The sequence below is a fragment of the Flavobacterium sp. KACC 22763 genome (genome assembly GCF_028736155.1).
In the GTDB taxonomy this organism is placed as follows: domain Bacteria; phylum Bacteroidota; class Bacteroidia; order Flavobacteriales; family Flavobacteriaceae; genus Flavobacterium.
In genome coordinates this window covers 5,029,954-5,046,432 of sequence record NZ_CP117879.1, presented here as the reverse complement: position 1 = coordinate 5,046,432, position 16,479 = coordinate 5,029,954, and the positions used below count along the sequence as shown (strand labels likewise).

13 protein-coding genes are annotated in these 16,479 nt (G+C 35.0%); 1 reads left to right on the top strand and 12 read right to left on the bottom strand.

Annotated features, from left to right (window positions below):
- Positions 1-391: 391 nt before the first annotated feature.
- The 11 genes from queG to PQ463_RS21175 form a co-directional block, all read right to left on the bottom strand.
- Positions 392-1,315, bottom strand: coding sequence for a tRNA epoxyqueuosine(34) reductase QueG (gene queG / locus PQ463_RS21225; protein WP_274257987.1), 924 nt, complete (start codon positions 1,313-1,315; stop codon positions 392-394).
- Positions 1,315-2,661, bottom strand: a complete 1,347-nt coding sequence (locus PQ463_RS21220; RefSeq protein ID WP_274255369.1) for a cytochrome P450 — start codon at positions 2,659-2,661, stop codon at positions 1,315-1,317. Before PQ463_RS21220 ends, queG begins: the two co-directional genes overlap by 1 nt.
- A gap of 11 nt (positions 2,662-2,672) precedes the next feature.
- Positions 2,673-3,695, bottom strand: a complete 1,023-nt coding sequence (ruvB, locus tag PQ463_RS21215; protein WP_274255368.1) for a Holliday junction branch migration DNA helicase RuvB — start codon at positions 3,693-3,695, stop codon at positions 2,673-2,675.
- 108 nt (positions 3,696-3,803) lie between these two features.
- The gene (locus PQ463_RS21210; RefSeq protein ID WP_111368034.1) at positions 3,804-5,606 is read right to left on the bottom strand and encodes a cytochrome c oxidase subunit I; all 1,803 of its coding nucleotides are present in this window, start codon (positions 5,604-5,606) and stop codon (positions 3,804-3,806) included.
- Positions 5,607-5,636: 30 nt separating this feature from the next.
- A complete protein-coding gene (locus PQ463_RS21205) occupies positions 5,637-6,827 on the bottom strand; it encodes a cytochrome c oxidase subunit II (RefSeq protein WP_274255367.1) in 1,191 nt (396 codons plus the stop codon).
- A gap of 19 nt (positions 6,828-6,846) precedes the next feature.
- The gene (locus tag PQ463_RS21200) at positions 6,847-8,241 is read right to left on the bottom strand and encodes a quinol:cytochrome C oxidoreductase (protein ID WP_274255366.1); all 1,395 of its coding nucleotides are present in this window, start codon (positions 8,239-8,241) and stop codon (positions 6,847-6,849) included.
- 27 nt (positions 8,242-8,268) lie between these two features.
- Positions 8,269-8,814 (bottom strand): c-type cytochrome, encoded by a 546-nt coding sequence (locus PQ463_RS21195; RefSeq protein WP_111379237.1) that lies wholly within the window; start codon positions 8,812-8,814, stop codon positions 8,269-8,271.
- Between the two features lie 8 nt (positions 8,815-8,822).
- On the bottom strand, positions 8,823-9,347 hold the full coding sequence (locus PQ463_RS21190) for a DUF3341 domain-containing protein (RefSeq protein ID WP_111379238.1): 525 nt from the start codon (positions 9,345-9,347) through the stop codon (positions 8,823-8,825).
- Positions 9,340-10,743, bottom strand: coding sequence for an NrfD/PsrC family molybdoenzyme membrane anchor subunit (gene nrfD, locus PQ463_RS21185; protein ID WP_008466839.1), 1,404 nt, complete (start codon positions 10,741-10,743; stop codon positions 9,340-9,342). The genes PQ463_RS21190 and nrfD overlap by 8 nt, the downstream gene beginning before the upstream one ends.
- Positions 10,744-10,777: 34 nt before the next feature.
- A complete protein-coding gene (locus tag PQ463_RS21180) occupies positions 10,778-13,828 on the bottom strand; it encodes a TAT-variant-translocated molybdopterin oxidoreductase (RefSeq protein ID WP_274255365.1) in 3,051 nt (1,016 codons plus the stop codon).
- Between the two features lie 32 nt (positions 13,829-13,860).
- Entirely contained in the window at positions 13,861-15,195 is a 1,335-nt protein-coding gene (locus PQ463_RS21175; protein ID WP_274257984.1) for a c-type cytochrome, read from the bottom strand.
- Positions 15,196-15,415: 220 nt separating this feature from the next.
- On the opposite strand from PQ463_RS21175, the gene PQ463_RS21170 reads away from it, so the two are divergent.
- Entirely contained in the window at positions 15,416-15,805 is a 390-nt protein-coding gene (locus tag PQ463_RS21170) for an SPOR domain-containing protein (protein ID WP_111368026.1), read from the top strand.
- Positions 15,806-15,949: 144 nt separating this feature from the next.
- On the opposite strand, the gene PQ463_RS21165 is transcribed toward PQ463_RS21170, so the two are convergent.
- On the bottom strand, positions 15,950-16,459 hold the full coding sequence (locus PQ463_RS21165; RefSeq protein WP_274255364.1) for a DUF4920 domain-containing protein: 510 nt from the start codon (positions 16,457-16,459) through the stop codon (positions 15,950-15,952).
- Between the last annotated feature and the right edge of the window lie 20 nt (positions 16,460-16,479).

The following is a 16,479-nucleotide window of genomic DNA, read 5'->3' as shown; positions in this document are numbered from 1 at the left end:
ATAAGACTTACACAAAAAAAGGACATTATGTAGACCATGACATTGTATTAAAAAGACTAAAAAAGTCTCTCTGGTTTTAAATTAAGTAGATTTGGAAAGTGCGAAAGTATATCGCGGAATCAAATCGAACCTTATTATTCCGACAAAGTGCACATAAACTCGTCAAACAACAGTTTTTAACAATTGTTCACAGTGTGAAAATTAAAATTCTCTAAATATTTGACAATGAAAGGACTGAATTTTCTTAAATAATTGCGATAATTCAAAATTCTTACAGAATTTATTGGCAAATAAGTAATTAAACGTAAGAAACAAAAAGACGAAAAACAAAGTTCGTTTTCAACAAAAACACTGAAAATCAACAACATAACAAAACATCAAATAGCACATACTATTGCAAAAATTTGATATTACGTTTTAAACCATCAAATTTGGTCCTTTTGATAGGGGAATTTTTAAAGACTGTTCGGAAAGTTTCCTCTGTAATCTCTAACCAGTCTTTTTTAGTAAAAGAAAGCAAATCTGGATTCGGATTAAACAAAGGTTCTGAATGAGGTTTTGAAAATCGATTCCATGGACAAACATCTTGGCAGGTATCACAGCCAAACATCCATTCATCAAATTTTCCTTTCATTTCTTCGGGAAGATTTTCTTTTAATTCGATGGTGTAATAAGAAATGCATTTACTTCCATCAACAATGTAGGGAGCTACAATTGCTTGTGTGGGACAAGCATCAATACAGGCGGTACAAGAACCACAATGATCTGTAACAGCATGATCATATTCTAGTTCTAAATCAATTATGAGTTCGGCAATGAAATAAAAAGAGCCAACTCTTTGAGTAATCAAATTACTATTCTTTCCTATCCAGCCCAAACCACTTTTCGCTGCCCAAGCCTTATCTAAAACAGGTGCTGAATCGACAAAAGCACGGCCAGAAACTTCACCTATATTTTCTTGAATAGAATGAAGAAGTTCTTTTAGCTTGTCTTTAATTACAAAATGATAATCTTGTCCGTAAGCGTACTTAGAGATTTTATAACTTTCACTGTTTTGTGTTGAATCTGGATAATAATTCAGCAAAAGTGATACAACACTTTTGCCATCGTCAACCAATAAAGTAGGATCCAAACGTTTATCAAAATGGTTTTCCATGTAAGTCATCTGACCATTCCGATTATTCTTTAACCAATTTTCAAGTCGCGGCGCTTCATCTTCTAAAAAGCCAGCTTTAGAAATACCGCAAGAGAGAAAACCAAGTCTTTTGGCCTCTTCTTTTATAAACTTCGAATATTTTTCTTTAGAATTAATCATCATCTTTCAGAAAAAACAACTTCAACATCAACAGGTTTTAAGGTAATCAAAGGATTAAAATTGACTGTATTTCTTACTGAAACAACTTTATATTTTTTAATAATATGGGAAATTGCTAAACACATTTCATAAATAGCAAAACCAGCACCAATACACATTCTTGGTCCTGCTCCAAAGGGATAAAAATATTGCATAGAATGTTTTTTCTCTTCCCCTAAAAAACGATCTGGATTGAATTGATTCGGATTATCCCAATATTTCGGATTTCGATGTAACTCATAAAAGGAAACACCAATAAGTGTATCTTTTTTGATATTAAATTTTCCTAAAGCATCATCTTCAACATTTTGTCGGTCTGTAATCCAAGCAGGCGGATATAAACGCATTGATTCATTCAAAACCGCATTTATATATGTCATTTTCTGAAGCTGTTCTACAACATCATCGCTTTCTGATTCAACTTTACGAATTTCTTCAAATACTTTTTGCTGTACATCTAAATGACTTCCGAGTAATTGCAGTGTAAAAGTCAAAGCATTAGCCGTTGTTTCATGGCCAGCTATAAAGAGAATTTTTATTTCATCTATTAACTGCTCAACAGACATACCTTCGCCCGTATCTTCATAACGAGTTTCCAACAGCATGTTCAGTAAATCATTCACTTCATTTTGAGAAGCAACTCTCTCTTCTATAATACTTCTAATGATTGCATCATTTTCCTTCGCTAATTGAAGGTGATTTTTTACCTGACCGCTAATCGAAAACCACCATGCTTTATGGGGCAATCTAATTTCTTTAATTAGAAAATTCTGAACCGCTTCAATAATATATTTTATTCGGTTAAGTTTTTCTTCTTCAATAGAAAATTGAAATAATGATTTAGCTACAACATTAAATGCCACTTCACTCATCATCGGAAAAAGATCAACTTTCTTATTAACAACAATTTCTTTTAGCTCAGAAACAATAGTTAGTTTCATGTTTTCAACCAGCTGATTCATTTTTTGCTTATGAAAAGCAGGTTGAATAAGTCTTCTTTGTTTGAGCCAAAATTCACCATCAACCGTTAAAAGACCTTTTCCTAAATATTTAGAAAGATAAACGGACTGGAATTTAGACTTATAGTAATTCTTCTGATTTTTTTGAAGTATATATTGAGCAACATCATTATCTCTTGATAAAATAATGTGCCGTGACTTTCCAATTCGTATAGAAAAAGAGTCTCCAAAACGTTCAAAATATTTTTCATGATAGGGTATCGGATTTCTTCGAACTCCCTCGGCATCAACAAAAAATCTAAAAATAGAAAGTTTTGGCGGATAGCTATATTTTTTACTTATAGACATTTCTATTAGTATTAAAACAGCTCCCCTTGATTATTTATATTTACTTTACCAAGATGCTTGTAAGCCTTATCGGTAACTTCTCGACCTCGAGGTGTTCGCATAATAAATCCTTCTTGAATTAAAAAAGGTTCATATACTTCTTCGATCGTTTCGCTACTTTCACTAACAGCAGTTGCTAAAGTTGAAAGTCCTACTGGACCACCTTTAAATTTATTAATAATAGTTAATAATATTTTATTATCCATTTCATCTAGACCGTGAGCATCTACGTTAAGTGCTTTTAAGGCATATCTTGAAATTTCTATATCAATTCTACCATTTCCCTTAATTTGGGCAAAATCACGAACTCGTCTTAATAAAGCATTTGCAATACGAGGTGTACCTCGGCTTCTACCCGCAATTTCAATCGCCGCTTCTAAATCAATAGGCATCTTTAAAATAGAAGCACTTCTCTCAACAATAGTAGTTAAAAGCTCGGTCGTGTAATACTGTAAACGAGAAGATATTCCGAAACGGGCGCGCATTGGAGCAGTTAATAATCCTGATCTCGTTGTTGCACCAATCAAAGTAAAAGGATTCAAATTAATTTGAACCGTTCTGGCATTTGGCCCCGATTCAATCATAATATCAATCTTAAAATCTTCCATCGCAGAATACAAGTACTCTTCAACAACAGGACTAAGTCTATGGATTTCATCAATAAACAAAACATCTCTTTCGTCTAAGTTTGTTAGCAAACCAGCCAAATCACCAGGTTTATCCAATACTGGACCAGAAGTAATCTTGATACCAACTTGTAATTCGTTAGCTAAAATATTAGCCAAAGTAGTTTTCCCAAGACCCGGAGGACCATGAAAAAGAGCATGATCAAGTGCTTCCCCACGCTGATTAGCTGCGGCAACAAAAACTTTTAAATTTTCCAAAACTTGATCTTGTCCGGCAAAATCATCAAATGACAGCGGACGTAATCTTTTTTCAAGATCTAACTCTTCTGAGTTATATCCTTTAGTAGTAGGATCGAGATTTTCATTCATCCCACAAAGATATATAAACTAATCAGTTTGTAAAACAGTTAATCTGAACGATTAAAATTTTAACTATACAAAAAAGGCTGTCATTTCTGACAGCCTTTGATTATTTTTTTAGTGGTGTAAAACTTCTTCACCTTCTTTCATTGGTACATTTTGAGGAACAAAATCTACATCATGATTAGGGTTACTGTAGTCATACGGCCAACGATATACATGAGGAATTTCTCCTGGCCAGTTACCGTGGATATGTTCAACTGGAGTTGTCCACTCTAAAGTTGTAGATTTCCAAGGATTTTGAACTGCTTTCTTACCGTAGAAAATACTGCTAAAGAAGTTGTATAAGAATACTAACTGGAATGCACCTCCTACAAGAGCAAATGTTGTAATTAAAACATTCACATTTTGTAAATCATCAAATAATGGGAAATTAGTATTTGTATAGTAACGTCTTGGTAAACCAGCTAATCCGATAAAGTGCATTGGGAAGAAAACTCCATAAGCACAAACTGCAGTTACCCAGAAGTGAATATAACCTAAGTTTTTATTTAACATTCTTCCGTACATTTTAGGGAACCAGTGGTAAATACCAGCAAACATTCCATAAAGTGCAGAGATACCCATTACTAAGTGAAAGTGAGCAATTACGAAGTATGTATCGTGAACGTTAATATCTAGTGTACTATCTCCTAAAATGATCCCGGTTAAACCTCCAGTGATGAAAGTAGAAACCATTCCGATAGAGAATAACATTGCAGGGTTAAATTGTAAGTTACCTTTCCATAAAGTTGTAATCCAGTTGAATGCTTTTACAGCAGATGGAATTGCAATCAATAAAGTTGTAAAAGTAAATACAGATCCTAAGAAAGGATTCATACCTGAAATAAACATGTGGTGACCCCAAACGATAGTTGATAAGAATGCAATTGCAAGAACTGACATAATCATCGCTCTGTAACCGAAAATTGGTTTACGAGCATTTGTAGCCATAATTTCTGAAACAAGTCCCATCGCTGGTAAGATTACAATGTAAACCTCAGGGTGACCTAAGAACCAGAATAAGTGCTCAAACAATACTGGAGAACCTCCTTGGTAGTGTAAAACCTCTCCTGCAATATAGATATCAGATAAGAAGAATGAAGTACCAAAACTTCTATCAAAAATCAATAATAAAGCAGCAGATAATAAAACTGGAAATGAAATAACACCAATAATAGCTGTTACGAAAAATGTCCAGATTGTAAGAGGAAGTCTTGTCATAGACATTCCTTTAGTTCTTAAGTTAAGTACAGTAACAATGTAATTTAAAGATCCCATCAAAGAAGATGCGATGAAAATAGCCATAGATACTAACCATAATGTCATACCTGTTCCTGATCCTGGAATTGCTTGTGGCAATGCACTTAAAGGAGGGTAAATTGTCCATCCTGCAGATGCTGGTCCAGCTTCAACAAATAATGAACATAACATTACAACTGCAGATAAGAAAAACAACCAGTATGAAATCATATTCATAAATCCAGATGCCATATCTCGTGCTCCAATTTGAAGCGGAATCAATAAGTTACTAAACGTTCCACTTAAACCTGCCGTCAGTACAAAGAATACCATGATGGTACCGTGAATTGTAACTAAAGCCAGATAAATATCATTTGCCATTACACCATCAGGTGCAAATTTATCTCCTAATAAAACATTAAATATTTTGAAAGACTCTTCTGGCCACGCTAATTGCATTCTAAAAAGCAAGGACATTGCAATCCCAATTACTCCCATAACAATACCAGTAATCAAGTATTGTTTAGCAATCATTTTATGATCAATACTAAAAATATATTTAGTAATGAACGTGTCTTTATGATGATGTTCGTGCTCGTGATCGTGTCCGTGATCGTGACCGTGCGCTTCTGCTGACATATATTTGTACTTTAAATTTTCTTAATAATATTATTTCATCGCAACTTTAGCTACAGCCGCTTTAACAGTATCGACAACAGTTTTAACAGTGTCAATTACTTTTGCAGCAGTATCTGTAGTTGGTGCAGCTCCTTCAGCTGGTTTTTCAGCAGCAGCAGCTGCTTTAATATCTTGAGCTAAAGTAGTTTTCTCACTTAACCATTTTTTGTAATCCTCTGGAGAATCAACTACCACTTTCATTTGCATGTTGTAGTGAGAAGCTCCACAAATTTTATTACATAATAATAAATAATCAAATGTGTAAGGATCCAAAGCTGTACCTCCTTTTGCAACTAACTCAGCACTTTTTTCAGCTCTAAGTTTGTTGATGTGTGCAACTTTTTCAACCATAAATGGCAACTCTCTATATTCTGCAGTAGTATAAGTTGGAACAAAAGCAAATTCAGTAACCATACCAGGAACACAGTTCATTTGTGCTCTAAAGTGAGGGAAGTAAGCAGAGTGCAATACATCCTGAGAACGCATTTTAAAGTGAACTTTTTTACCTTTAGGGATATGCAATTCTGAAACTACAATATCATCTTGAGCATTAGGATCTGACATATCAACTCCTAATGTATTTACTCCTTCGATTAAACGTACGTTAGCTTTTCCTAAAACATTGTCTTGTCCAGCGTATCTAGCTGTCCATTTAAATTGCTGAGCATATAATTCGATTTCGATTACATCTTCATCTTTATCAACGAACATGATGTTATTCCAAGCATATAATCCATAAAGAATTAAACAAGCTAAAACAACAGATGGAATAATACTCCAGATTGCCTCTAATTTATTACTATCAGCAAAGAATAATGCTTTTCTATCTTTGTTTCCTCTATTTTTAAAAGAAAACCAGTAAAGCAAACCTTGTGTAATAACTTGAACAATAAAGATTAAAACCCAAGTAATATTCATTAAATTATCTACTAAAAGTCCATGCTCAGAAGCAGGAGTATGAAGTGCCAAATTACCCCATTTTAGTAAACCATAAATAGTAAATATATAAATGAAAGCTAAAAAGCCAAACATAATATATCCCTGAATATTATTATCATTATCAGATGCAACTTGAGAATCATCCGAAGAAGTTCCTACCTGAGTAAGATCGAATATCTTCGTCAATTGCCATAATGCAACCGCTAATAAAACTAAAACTATAATTACCAACAAACTTGTCATCTGTTTACTTCTTTAAATATTAATAATGAAAATGTTTACTTTCTTCGATGAAAGGATTTCTTTTTGCAAGCAAAGGAGATTTAGTTAATGCAGTAAATACAACAAATATAAATAGACCTAAGAAGAAAAGAATCGATGCAATTTCAGGAACTCCAATAAACCATTTGTCTCCTACAGTACCAGGCATAATCATATTAAAGAAATCAACATAATGACCTAATAATATTACAATACCAGCCATAACAACAACCCAGTTAAGACGTTTAAAGTCAGTATTGATTAATATTAATAATGGGAAAACAAAGTTCATAACAACCGCTCCAAAGAAAGGAAGGTTATATAATTGAATTCTTGTTACAAAATAAGTTACCTCTTCTGGAATGTTAGCGTACCAAATCAACATAAATTGTGAGAACCATAAATAAGTCCAGAATACACTAATACCAAACATGAACTTAGCTAAATCATGGATATGACTTGTATTTACATACTCTAAATATCCTTTAGATTTTAAATAAATTGTTACTAATGCAATAGTTGTAATACCACTTACGAAGAAAGAAGCAAATACATACCAAGCAAACAATGTACTAAACCAGTGTGGGTCAAATGACATAATCCAATCCCAAGCCATGATAGACTCAGAAACGATGAAGAATACTAAGAATCCAGCAGAAGCTTTGAAGTTCTTTTTGTAGTAAAGATCATCATTTGCCTCGTCTTGAGCTAAACAGTTTTTTCTAGAAAAATAACGGTATAAATTCCAACCTCCTAAAAAGATAGCTGCTCTTACGATCCAGAAAGGAAAGTTCAAATAGCCAGATTTTCCAGCAATAATTGCATCATAATTAGCGTTTTTAGGATCTGTTACACCTTCACCTAACCAAACAAAGATATGATTGAAGTGTAATCCGCATAAAACTAAGATGATAAAGAAGATAACAGAACCAGCAGGTAAATAAGCTGTGATACCTTGCATAACTCTAAACAAAACTGGAGACCAACCTGCTTGAGCAACTTGTTGGATAGCATAAAAAGCTAAAACTCCCATTGAAAGCAGCAAAAAGAAAATACAAGCTACATATACGGCAGACCAAGGCTTATTTTGCAATTGGTGCAATACGTGCTCTAAATGTTTTTCGTGCTCATTTGCACCAGAAACTTCAGCATGTGCAGCTCCTTTGTGAGCGCCATGTGCAGCTTCAGCAGCTTCATGATGACCTGCTTCTTTGTGAGATGCCTCCGCTTTTTCTTCATGTGCAGCACCATGTGAACCATGTTCATCTGCAGCTAGTATTTTTTCAACTTCTTGAATATCTTTTGGTGCACTTAAAAAACCATACCCAATTCCTAATAAACCAACGGCCATTAAGATGATAGAAAAAGTTTTTAATTTACTTGAAAATGTATACATATCTATTACGATCAGTTTGTTCAACAATTATAATTGGCTTCTTAGTTTCAGAACATAGTCAGCAACTAACCAACGTTCGTGAGCACTTAATTGATTTGCATGTGAACCCATTGCATTTAAACCATAAGTCTCAACATGAAAAATACTTCCTTCAGTGATCTCTCTGTCTTTATAGCTAGGTACTCCAAGAAATTTCTCTCTTTCAACCAATTTACCTTTACCGTTTCCAGTTGCACCATGGCAGCTGATACAGTAAATTTCGAAAAGTTCTTTCCCTTTTCCAGAGTTTTTCTCTTCTTCTGTCAATGGTGATTTTAGATTAGCTTTTGCTAATTCATAACCAGCCGTTGAATTTTCATATTCATAAGGTTCAAAACCTCTATTGATAGTTCCTGCAACAGGAAGCTGTCCTTCTTTTCCTCCCTTAAATATTTTTGCTTCTGAATATGGCTCGTAAGCAACAGACTCATACATATTTGGGAAATACTGATAGTTCGGTGCCGAATTATTGTGGCAAGATGAAACTAAAATAGTTATACCAACTAAAAGTGTTATTTTATATATCCTTTTCATAGCTACAATTAATTCTTTTCTATTACTTTAACTTCAACAGCTCCAGTTCCTTCAAAGAAAGAAACTAACTCAGCTTCGTTATCATTTACAGCAACCTCCATTAAAAAGTGGTCATCAGTTGTTCTTACATCTGGGTTTTCAGCTTCTTTAAAAGGCCATAATCTACTTCTCATGTAAAAAGTAATTACCATTAAGTGAGCTGCAAAGAATACAGTCATCTCAAACATAATTGGCACGAAAGATGGCATATTTTGGATGAAACTAAAACTTGGTTTACCTCCAATATCCTGTGGCCAGTCATGAATCATGATGTACCCCATCATAGTTGTTGCAACAGAAATACCAACACATCCATATAAAAAAGCACATATTGCTAATCTTGTTGGTGCTAATCCCATGGCTTTATCCAATCCGTGAACCGGAAATGGAGTAAAAACCTCTTCAATATGATGATGAGCAGCTCTAGTTTTCTTTACTGCACTCATCAAAACGTCATCGTCATTATAAATGGCGTATATAACTTTATTACTCATGATGTGAATCTTTACTGTTTGCTCTTTCTCTAATGTAATTATCTCCTGTTCCTTTCAAAATTGTTTTAACCTCTGCCTGAGCAATTACAGGGAATGTTCTAGAGTATAATAAAAACAATACGAAGAAGAAACCAATTGTTCCAATGAAAATTCCAATATCAACAAATGTTGGTGAGAACATTGTCCAAGAAGATGGAAGGTAATCTCTATGTAAAGAAGTAACAATAATTACGAATCTTTCAAACCACATACCGATGTTTACTACAATCGAAATGATGAATGAGAACATGATACTAGTTCTTAATTTTTTGAACCACATAAACTGAGGAGAGAACACGTTACATGTCATCATTGACCAATATGCCCACCAGTAAGGTCCAGTAGCTCTGTTTAAGAATGCATATTGCTCATATTCTACACCTGAATACCAAGCTACGAATAACTCAGTGATGTAAGCAACACCAACGATAGATCCAGTAATCATGATAATGATGTTCATTAACTCGATATGCTGTAATGTGATGTATGCTTCAAGGTTAGATACTTTTCTCATAACGATAAGCAATGTGTTTACCATCGCGAATCCAGAGAAAACCGCTCCAGCAACGAAGTATGGAGGGAAAATTGTTGTATGCCATCCAGGAATTACAGAAGTAGCAAAGTCCATAGATACAATCGTGTGTACAGAAAGTACAAGTGGAGTAGCTAAACCAGCTAATACTAAAGATACTTCTTCAAAACGTTGCCAGTCTTTTGCTCTACCGCTCCATCCAAAACTTAGGATAGAATAAACTCTTTTATTAAATGGTGTGATAGCTCTATCACGAAGCATTGCAAAGTCAGGTAATAAACCAGTCCACCAGAAAACTAATGATACTGAAAGATACGTTGAAATCGCGAATACGTCCCAAAGTAAAGGTGAGTTAAAGTTTACCCATAATGATCCAAATTGGTTTGGAATAGGTAATACCCAGTATGCTAACCATGGACGTCCCATGTGAATGATTGGGAAAAGACCTGCTTGAACTACCGAGAAAATAGTCATAGCTTCAGCAGAACGGTTGATGGCCATTCTCCAACGTTGACGGAAAAGTAATAATACCGCAGAAATTAATGTTCCGGCGTGACCAATACCAACCCACCAAACGAAGTTAGTAATATCCCAAGCCCAGCCAACTGTTTTATTTAATCCCCATGTTCCGATACCGGTAGATACGGTGTAAATTATACAACCTAACCCCCAAAGGAAGGCTATTAATGCGATTGAAAATACAATCCACCATTGCTTGTTTGCAGGCCCCTCAACAGGTGCAGCTACATCTACAGTTACATCGTGATAAGATTTATCACCAATAACTAAAGGTTTTCTAATGGGTGCTTCGTAGTGAGACGACATAATCCTTTATATTGTTTCTTAATTAATAATTTTACTAAGTATTTCTAACTTTAACATGGTAAACCACATTAGGTTTTGTACCTACATGCTCTAATAAGTGGTATGATCTTTCGTCAGCCGCTAATTTAGCAACTTTACTTTCTTTATCATTTACATCACCAAATATCATCGCTCCTGAAGAACAAGCACTAGAACAAGCTGTTTGGAATTCACCATCTCTAACTGGACGGCCTTCGTTTTTAGCTTTTAATTTAGTAGCTTGTGTCATTTGGATACACATAGAACATTTCTCCATAACACCACGAGAACGTACGTTAACGTCTGGATTAAGAACCATACGTCCTAAATCATCGTTCATATGATAATCGAACTCGCTGTTTTTGTTGTATAAGAACCAGTTAAAACGACGTACTTTATATGGACAGTTGTTTGCACAGTAACGAGTACCAACACATCTGTTGTAAGCCATATGGTTTTGACCTTCACGACCGTGAGAAGTTGCAGCAACAGGACAAACTGTTTCACAAGGTGCGTGGTTACAGTGTTGACACATTACAGGTTGGAATGCAACTTGAGGATTATCTCCTGCTTTCTCCATTTCATTAAATGTAGATAATGAACTAGATAAACCAGCAATTCCCTCTTTTCTTTCATTATCACCTTCAAAAGTACTTTCAGAAGAATAGTATCTATCGATACGTAACCAGTGCATATCACGGCTTCTTCTTACCTCTGATTTACCTACAACAGGAACGTTGTTTTCAGCGTGACAAGCTATAACGCAAGCTCCACATCCAGTACAAGCATTTAAGTCAATTGAAAGGTTGAAGTGGTGACCAGTTGTACGATCAAATGATTCCCAAAGATCTACAGTAGTAGCCTCAACTTCTTGGTGATCTAAAGATACCATTGGTTTTTCATTCCAATGTTCAGCATCTTTAGTATTGAATATTTCTAAAGTAGTTTCTTTAATAATATCTCCTCTACCCATTAAAGTTTTCTGACCTTGAACACAAGCAAACTCATGTACTCCTCCAGCTTTTGCAATAGATACAGATTGAACATTATTGAAACCTTTATATAAAGCGTAAGCATTTAAACCTACTTGCATTTCTTCTTTTAGAGCTGCTTTACGTCCATATCCAAGAGCTAGTCCTAAAGTACCAACTGCTTGACCTGGCTGAACGATAACTGGAACATTTTCCAATTTAGTTCCGTCAACAGTAATAGTAGCATAACTACCATTCAAACCTCCGTTTGCAACAATTTCGTTTGATAAACCAAGTTTTTTAGCATCAGCATTAGAAACTGTTACATAGTTATCCCAAGAAACTCTTGTGATTGGATCTGGAAACTCTTGCAACCAAGGGTTGTTAGCATGTTGTCCATCTCCTAATCCTGTTTTAGTATATAATACTAATTCGAATTCACCAGCAGATTTAGATTTTGCAACAGCATTTGCAGCAGTAGCAGCATCAATAGCTCCTCCAGATAATGCTGAAGTTCCTAAAACAGCAACACCGTCGTGTAAAACTTTATTCCAAGAAGCACCTGCAGTGTAAGCTCCAGAATTTGCTTTTAAGTAGTCATAATAAGTACCAGCAGTACCGTTTACTGACAATAAAATATCTTGAAATTGTTTTGTATTAAAAATAGGACGGATTGTAGGCTGAGTTAAGCTATATGTTCCACTTGTAAGCTCTAAATCTCCCCAAGACTCTAAATAGTGAGGAGCTGGCGCAGCAATCGAAACAATTGATGCAGTTTCATCTTCTTTTAATGAAAATGCAACTGATGTTTTAACTTTTTTCAATCCAGATACAAAAGAAGCTGAATCAGCTAAAGTGTAAACAGGATTAACTCCGCTCATAATTAAAGTGTGAACACTTCCAGCATTCAAATCTTTAATTAACTGTGCAACTGCAGCATTAGAACCTTTTCTAATTTGTCTTGCTCCAGCAGTACTAAAAGCTTCACTAGCCAATACTTGATTGATAGCTAAAACCAATAATTGAGCATTTTTATCTTCAATTCCAGATACTAAAACTCCTTTTGAACCAGCAGCTTTAAGCTGTTGTGCAGCTTTTACTACTTCAGTTTTAAAGTTTCCTTCTAAAGCTACAGGAATAGAAGCACCTACAACAATATTATAAATTTGAACTAAAGCTTGCTTTTGAGCAGCTACAGTCATTGGAACACGCTTATCAGCAGCAGCTCCAGACAATGTCATGTTTGATTCAAACTGAAAGTGACGAGACATTTTTCCGTTTTGCGGAATACGTCCTTGTGCATATCCAGTATCATATCCTCCACCTTGCCAGTCTCCTAAGAAATCAGCACCAACAGATACAATTAAAGAAGCTTTTGAAAAATCGTAATCTACTAAAGCTCTTTGACCATAAACAGCTTCAAAAGCATCTAAAGCTTCAGATGAAGAAACTGCATCATATACAACGTGCTTAGCGTTTGGATTTTTTGCAATAAACTCTCCAATTAATTTCTCTGTAGATGGACTTGCTAAAGTATTAGTTAATAATACTACTTGACCACCTTTAGCTTTAGCATCTGCTAAACTAGATTTGATTTTCAAATCTACAGCTGACCAAGAAGAATTTTGACCATCTACTTTTGGCTCTTTCAAACGAGCGCTATCATACAGACCTAAAATAGAGGCATGAATTCTAGCATTCGCAGAAAATTTAGCTCCAGCAATTGTATTGTTTTCAATTTTAATTGGACGACCCTCACGAGTTTTCACCAAAAGATTAGCAAAATCAAATCCATCAAAAACTGTAGTTGCATAATAATCCGCAACACCAGGGATGATTTGCTCTGGTTGCAATACATAAGGGATAGACTTGTGAACCGGACCTTCGCAAGCAGCTAATGTTACAGCCGCCGTACTAAACCCTACGTACTTTAAAAAGTCACGACGTGAAGTTCCTGATGTAGCTAAAGCCTCAGCATTACCTAAAAACTCATCAGTAGGAATTTCTTCAACAAATTCGTTATTTCTAAGCGCCTCAACAATAGAGCTATTTTCTAGCTCCTCAACACTTTTCCAGTATTTTTTGTTTGATGACATTGTATATATATATTAAAATCTTAATAAATCGATTAATAGTGGCATTTACCACACTCTAAACCTCCCATTTGCGCTGCAGTTAATTTCTCTACACCGTATTTTTTAGAAAGTTCAGCATGAATTTTGTCATAGTAAGCATTACCTTCCATCTTAACATCAGTTTTTCTATGGCAATCAACACACCATCCCATTGTTAATTTAGAGTATTGCTTCATGATTTCAAATTCTTGTACTGGCCCGTGACAAGTTTGACATTCAATACCAGCAACAGTAACGTGTTGAGAGTGGTTGAAGTAAACGAAGTCAGGCAAGTTGTGAATACGAACCCATTTTACTGGCATTGTTTTTCCAGTATAAGCTTGTTTAGTCTTATCCCATCCAACAGCGTCATATAATTTTTGGATTTGCGCATCGTAGAATGCTTTGCTGTACTCAGGAGTAGCAGTAGTCTCAGCAACCTCTGAAATGTTTTTATGACAGTTCATACAAACATTTAAAGAAGGAATACCAGCTGTTTTACTTACACGAGCAGCAGAGTGGCAATATTTACAATTGATTTCGTTATCACCAGCGTGAATTTTGTGAGAGTAGTGAATTGGCTGAATTGGCTCATAATTCTGATCTACACCTACTTGCATCAGGTATCCGTAAACAAAATAACCACTAGCCAAAAGCAAGAAGATTGCAGTTACTAAAACCAAGAATTGGTTTTTAGCGAAAGCTTTCCAGATTGGAAGTCTTTCTTCTTTTGAAGCAACCTCAATACCGTTTTTGTTTGCAACTTTAGTTAAAACCTTGTTTACCATAAACAACATCACAACCAAAATAGCCATTACAAGAGCTAGCGCTCCTAAAATAATGTTATTTGAAATAGCACCATCCTGAACATTTGTTCCAGGAGGAGTTGCAGCACCTCCTACAGCCGCAGCTGGTTCAGCCTTAGGCTCAGAAGTATAAGCTATAATATTATCAATATCTCCTTCAGACAATTGAGGAAACGAAGTCATTACTGCTTTGTTGTTTTCCTCAAAAAGTTTAACAGCAACAGCATCACCTGACTTAATCATGTCAGAACTGTTATGCACCCACTTGTAAATCCAAGCCATATCATGCTTAGAAGCAACTCCCCTTAAAGCAGGACCAGTTGATTTAGCATCTAATTTGTGACATGCAGCGCAATTTGCATTAAAAAGTTCTTTCCCTTTTACTGGATCACCGCCTCCTGCAGCTGGAGCAGCCGCAGCAGCCTCAGGCGCCGCCGGAGCAGCAGCATCTTGAGCAAATGAAGTTAGGGAGAAAATTAACGTTAGCGATAAGCCAAACAGCAATTTTCTTGAGATCGAATTATGGTTACCCACCTTTTTCATATAGTATAAATAATTGTCTACTAATTTTTGGTATGATTTTTTCTGTATTAAATCCAGCAAAAACCTATACCCTCTTTTAAAACTTGCACAAAAATACGACTTATGAACTATTCTCAAAACCTTAAAATAGTCTTAATTATCAATTTATATCAATTCTAAATAATATTAAAATTTCACACTCAAACTTTAAATAGTATTTTTGCATAAAAACCATCACATTATGAGAATTTTAAGTCCTTCAAAAAGCCTTTTATTAACAATTACAACGATTGCTTTCGCACACAATATTAATGCTCAAGACCAAAATTTAACACTGAATCAAGATCCTAAATTTGAGCAATTACTAAACGAGAAACGCAAAATTAACACGTCAATAAATACAAACGACACTTACAGAATCCAAATCTTTAGCGGCAAAAGCGATGAAGCAAAAAAAACGTTATCGGATTTCAAAAGAGAAAACTCAGATATTGACGGAACAATCATTTTCAGCACTCCAAATTACAAAGTAATTGTTGGAAATTTTAAAACCAGAATAGAAGCTGAAAGAAATTTGGCAGAGATCAAAAAAAGATATAAAAGTGTTTTCTTACTTAAACCAGGGAAGTAATTTACAAGAAACAAAAAAGCGAGATTTACATCTCGCTTTTTTGTTTCTAACACAACTTGGACAACCCCATCAATAATCAAATTAGGATCGATCAGCTATAAATCACTTTAATTTCTAAAACAATATTAATCCCTGCATTTCAACCTAGTTTACCACTTTAATTCCACTAGCTAAAAAACGAATTTCTTCTTTCGGTGCTTTAATAGCCTCAATCTCCGATTTTGTCTTTTTAGCATCTTTCGCATAGTGTTTCAACTCTTCGACCGAAGTAACTTTTCTTTCCACACTGCCCTCCAAAATCACATTTTTACCTTTTAATGCAGTTGGCACAAAAAAAGCATAATCCTTCATTTTAACAAAGAAAGACGTCCCGTCTTCCGTCTTAACACTCACCCAGCAGCCTCTTTTAGGACAGACGTCTAAAACCTCTCCCTTTACAGCAACATTTTCCAATTTATTTACAACTTTTAAATCTTGCCCTAGCTCTTCAACTGTAATCGCTTTTGCTACCAGAGCGTTCGAAATATTTTCTCCATAATAATCTCCCACCAACGCTTCCCCTTTCGGCGGCGCTGCTTTTTCTACAGCATCTTGTGCAAAAGACAAAGCGGAAAAACACACAAATAAAATCATCGAATAAAATCCTTTTTTCATATTTCGCTATTTTTAATTCA

Excerpts from the sequence above, each read along its gene's own strand:
- PQ463_RS21200 (WP_274255366.1), bottom strand. The coding sequence starts at position 8,241 with ATGTATACATTTTCAAGTAAATTAAAAACTTTTTCTATCATCTTAATG.
- ruvB (WP_274255368.1), bottom strand. The coding sequence starts at position 3,695 with ATGAATGAAAATCTCGATCCTACTACTAAAGGATATAACTCAGAAGAG.
- PQ463_RS21190 (WP_111379238.1), bottom strand. The coding sequence starts at position 9,347 with ATGAGTAATAAAGTTATATACGCCATTTATAATGACGATGACGTTTTG.
- nrfD (WP_008466839.1), bottom strand. The coding sequence starts at position 10,743 with ATGTCGTCTCACTACGAAGCACCCATTAGAAAACCTTTAGTTATTGGT.
- PQ463_RS21195 (WP_111379237.1), bottom strand. The coding sequence starts at position 8,814 with ATGAAAAGGATATATAAAATAACACTTTTAGTTGGTATAACTATTTTA.
- PQ463_RS21175 (WP_274257984.1), bottom strand. The coding sequence starts at position 15,195 with ATGAAAAAGGTGGGTAACCATAATTCGATCTCAAGAAAATTGCTGTTT.
- PQ463_RS21205 (WP_274255367.1), bottom strand. The coding sequence starts at position 6,827 with ATGACAAGTTTGTTGGTAATTATAGTTTTAGTTTTATTAGCGGTTGCA.
- PQ463_RS21170 (WP_111368026.1), top strand. The coding sequence starts at position 15,416 with ATGAGAATTTTAAGTCCTTCAAAAAGCCTTTTATTAACAATTACAACG.
- PQ463_RS21220 (WP_274255369.1), bottom strand. The coding sequence starts at position 2,661 with ATGTCTATAAGTAAAAAATATAGCTATCCGCCAAAACTTTCTATTTTT.
- PQ463_RS21180 (WP_274255365.1), bottom strand. The coding sequence starts at position 13,828 with ATGTCATCAAACAAAAAATACTGGAAAAGTGTTGAGGAGCTAGAAAAT.
- PQ463_RS21210 (WP_111368034.1), bottom strand. The coding sequence starts at position 5,606 with ATGTCAGCAGAAGCGCACGGTCACGATCACGGACACGATCACGAGCAC.
- queG (WP_274257987.1), bottom strand. The coding sequence starts at position 1,315 with ATGATTAATTCTAAAGAAAAATATTCGAAGTTTATAAAAGAAGAGGCC.
- PQ463_RS21165 (WP_274255364.1), bottom strand. The coding sequence starts at position 16,459 with ATGAAAAAAGGATTTTATTCGATGATTTTATTTGTGTGTTTTTCCGCT.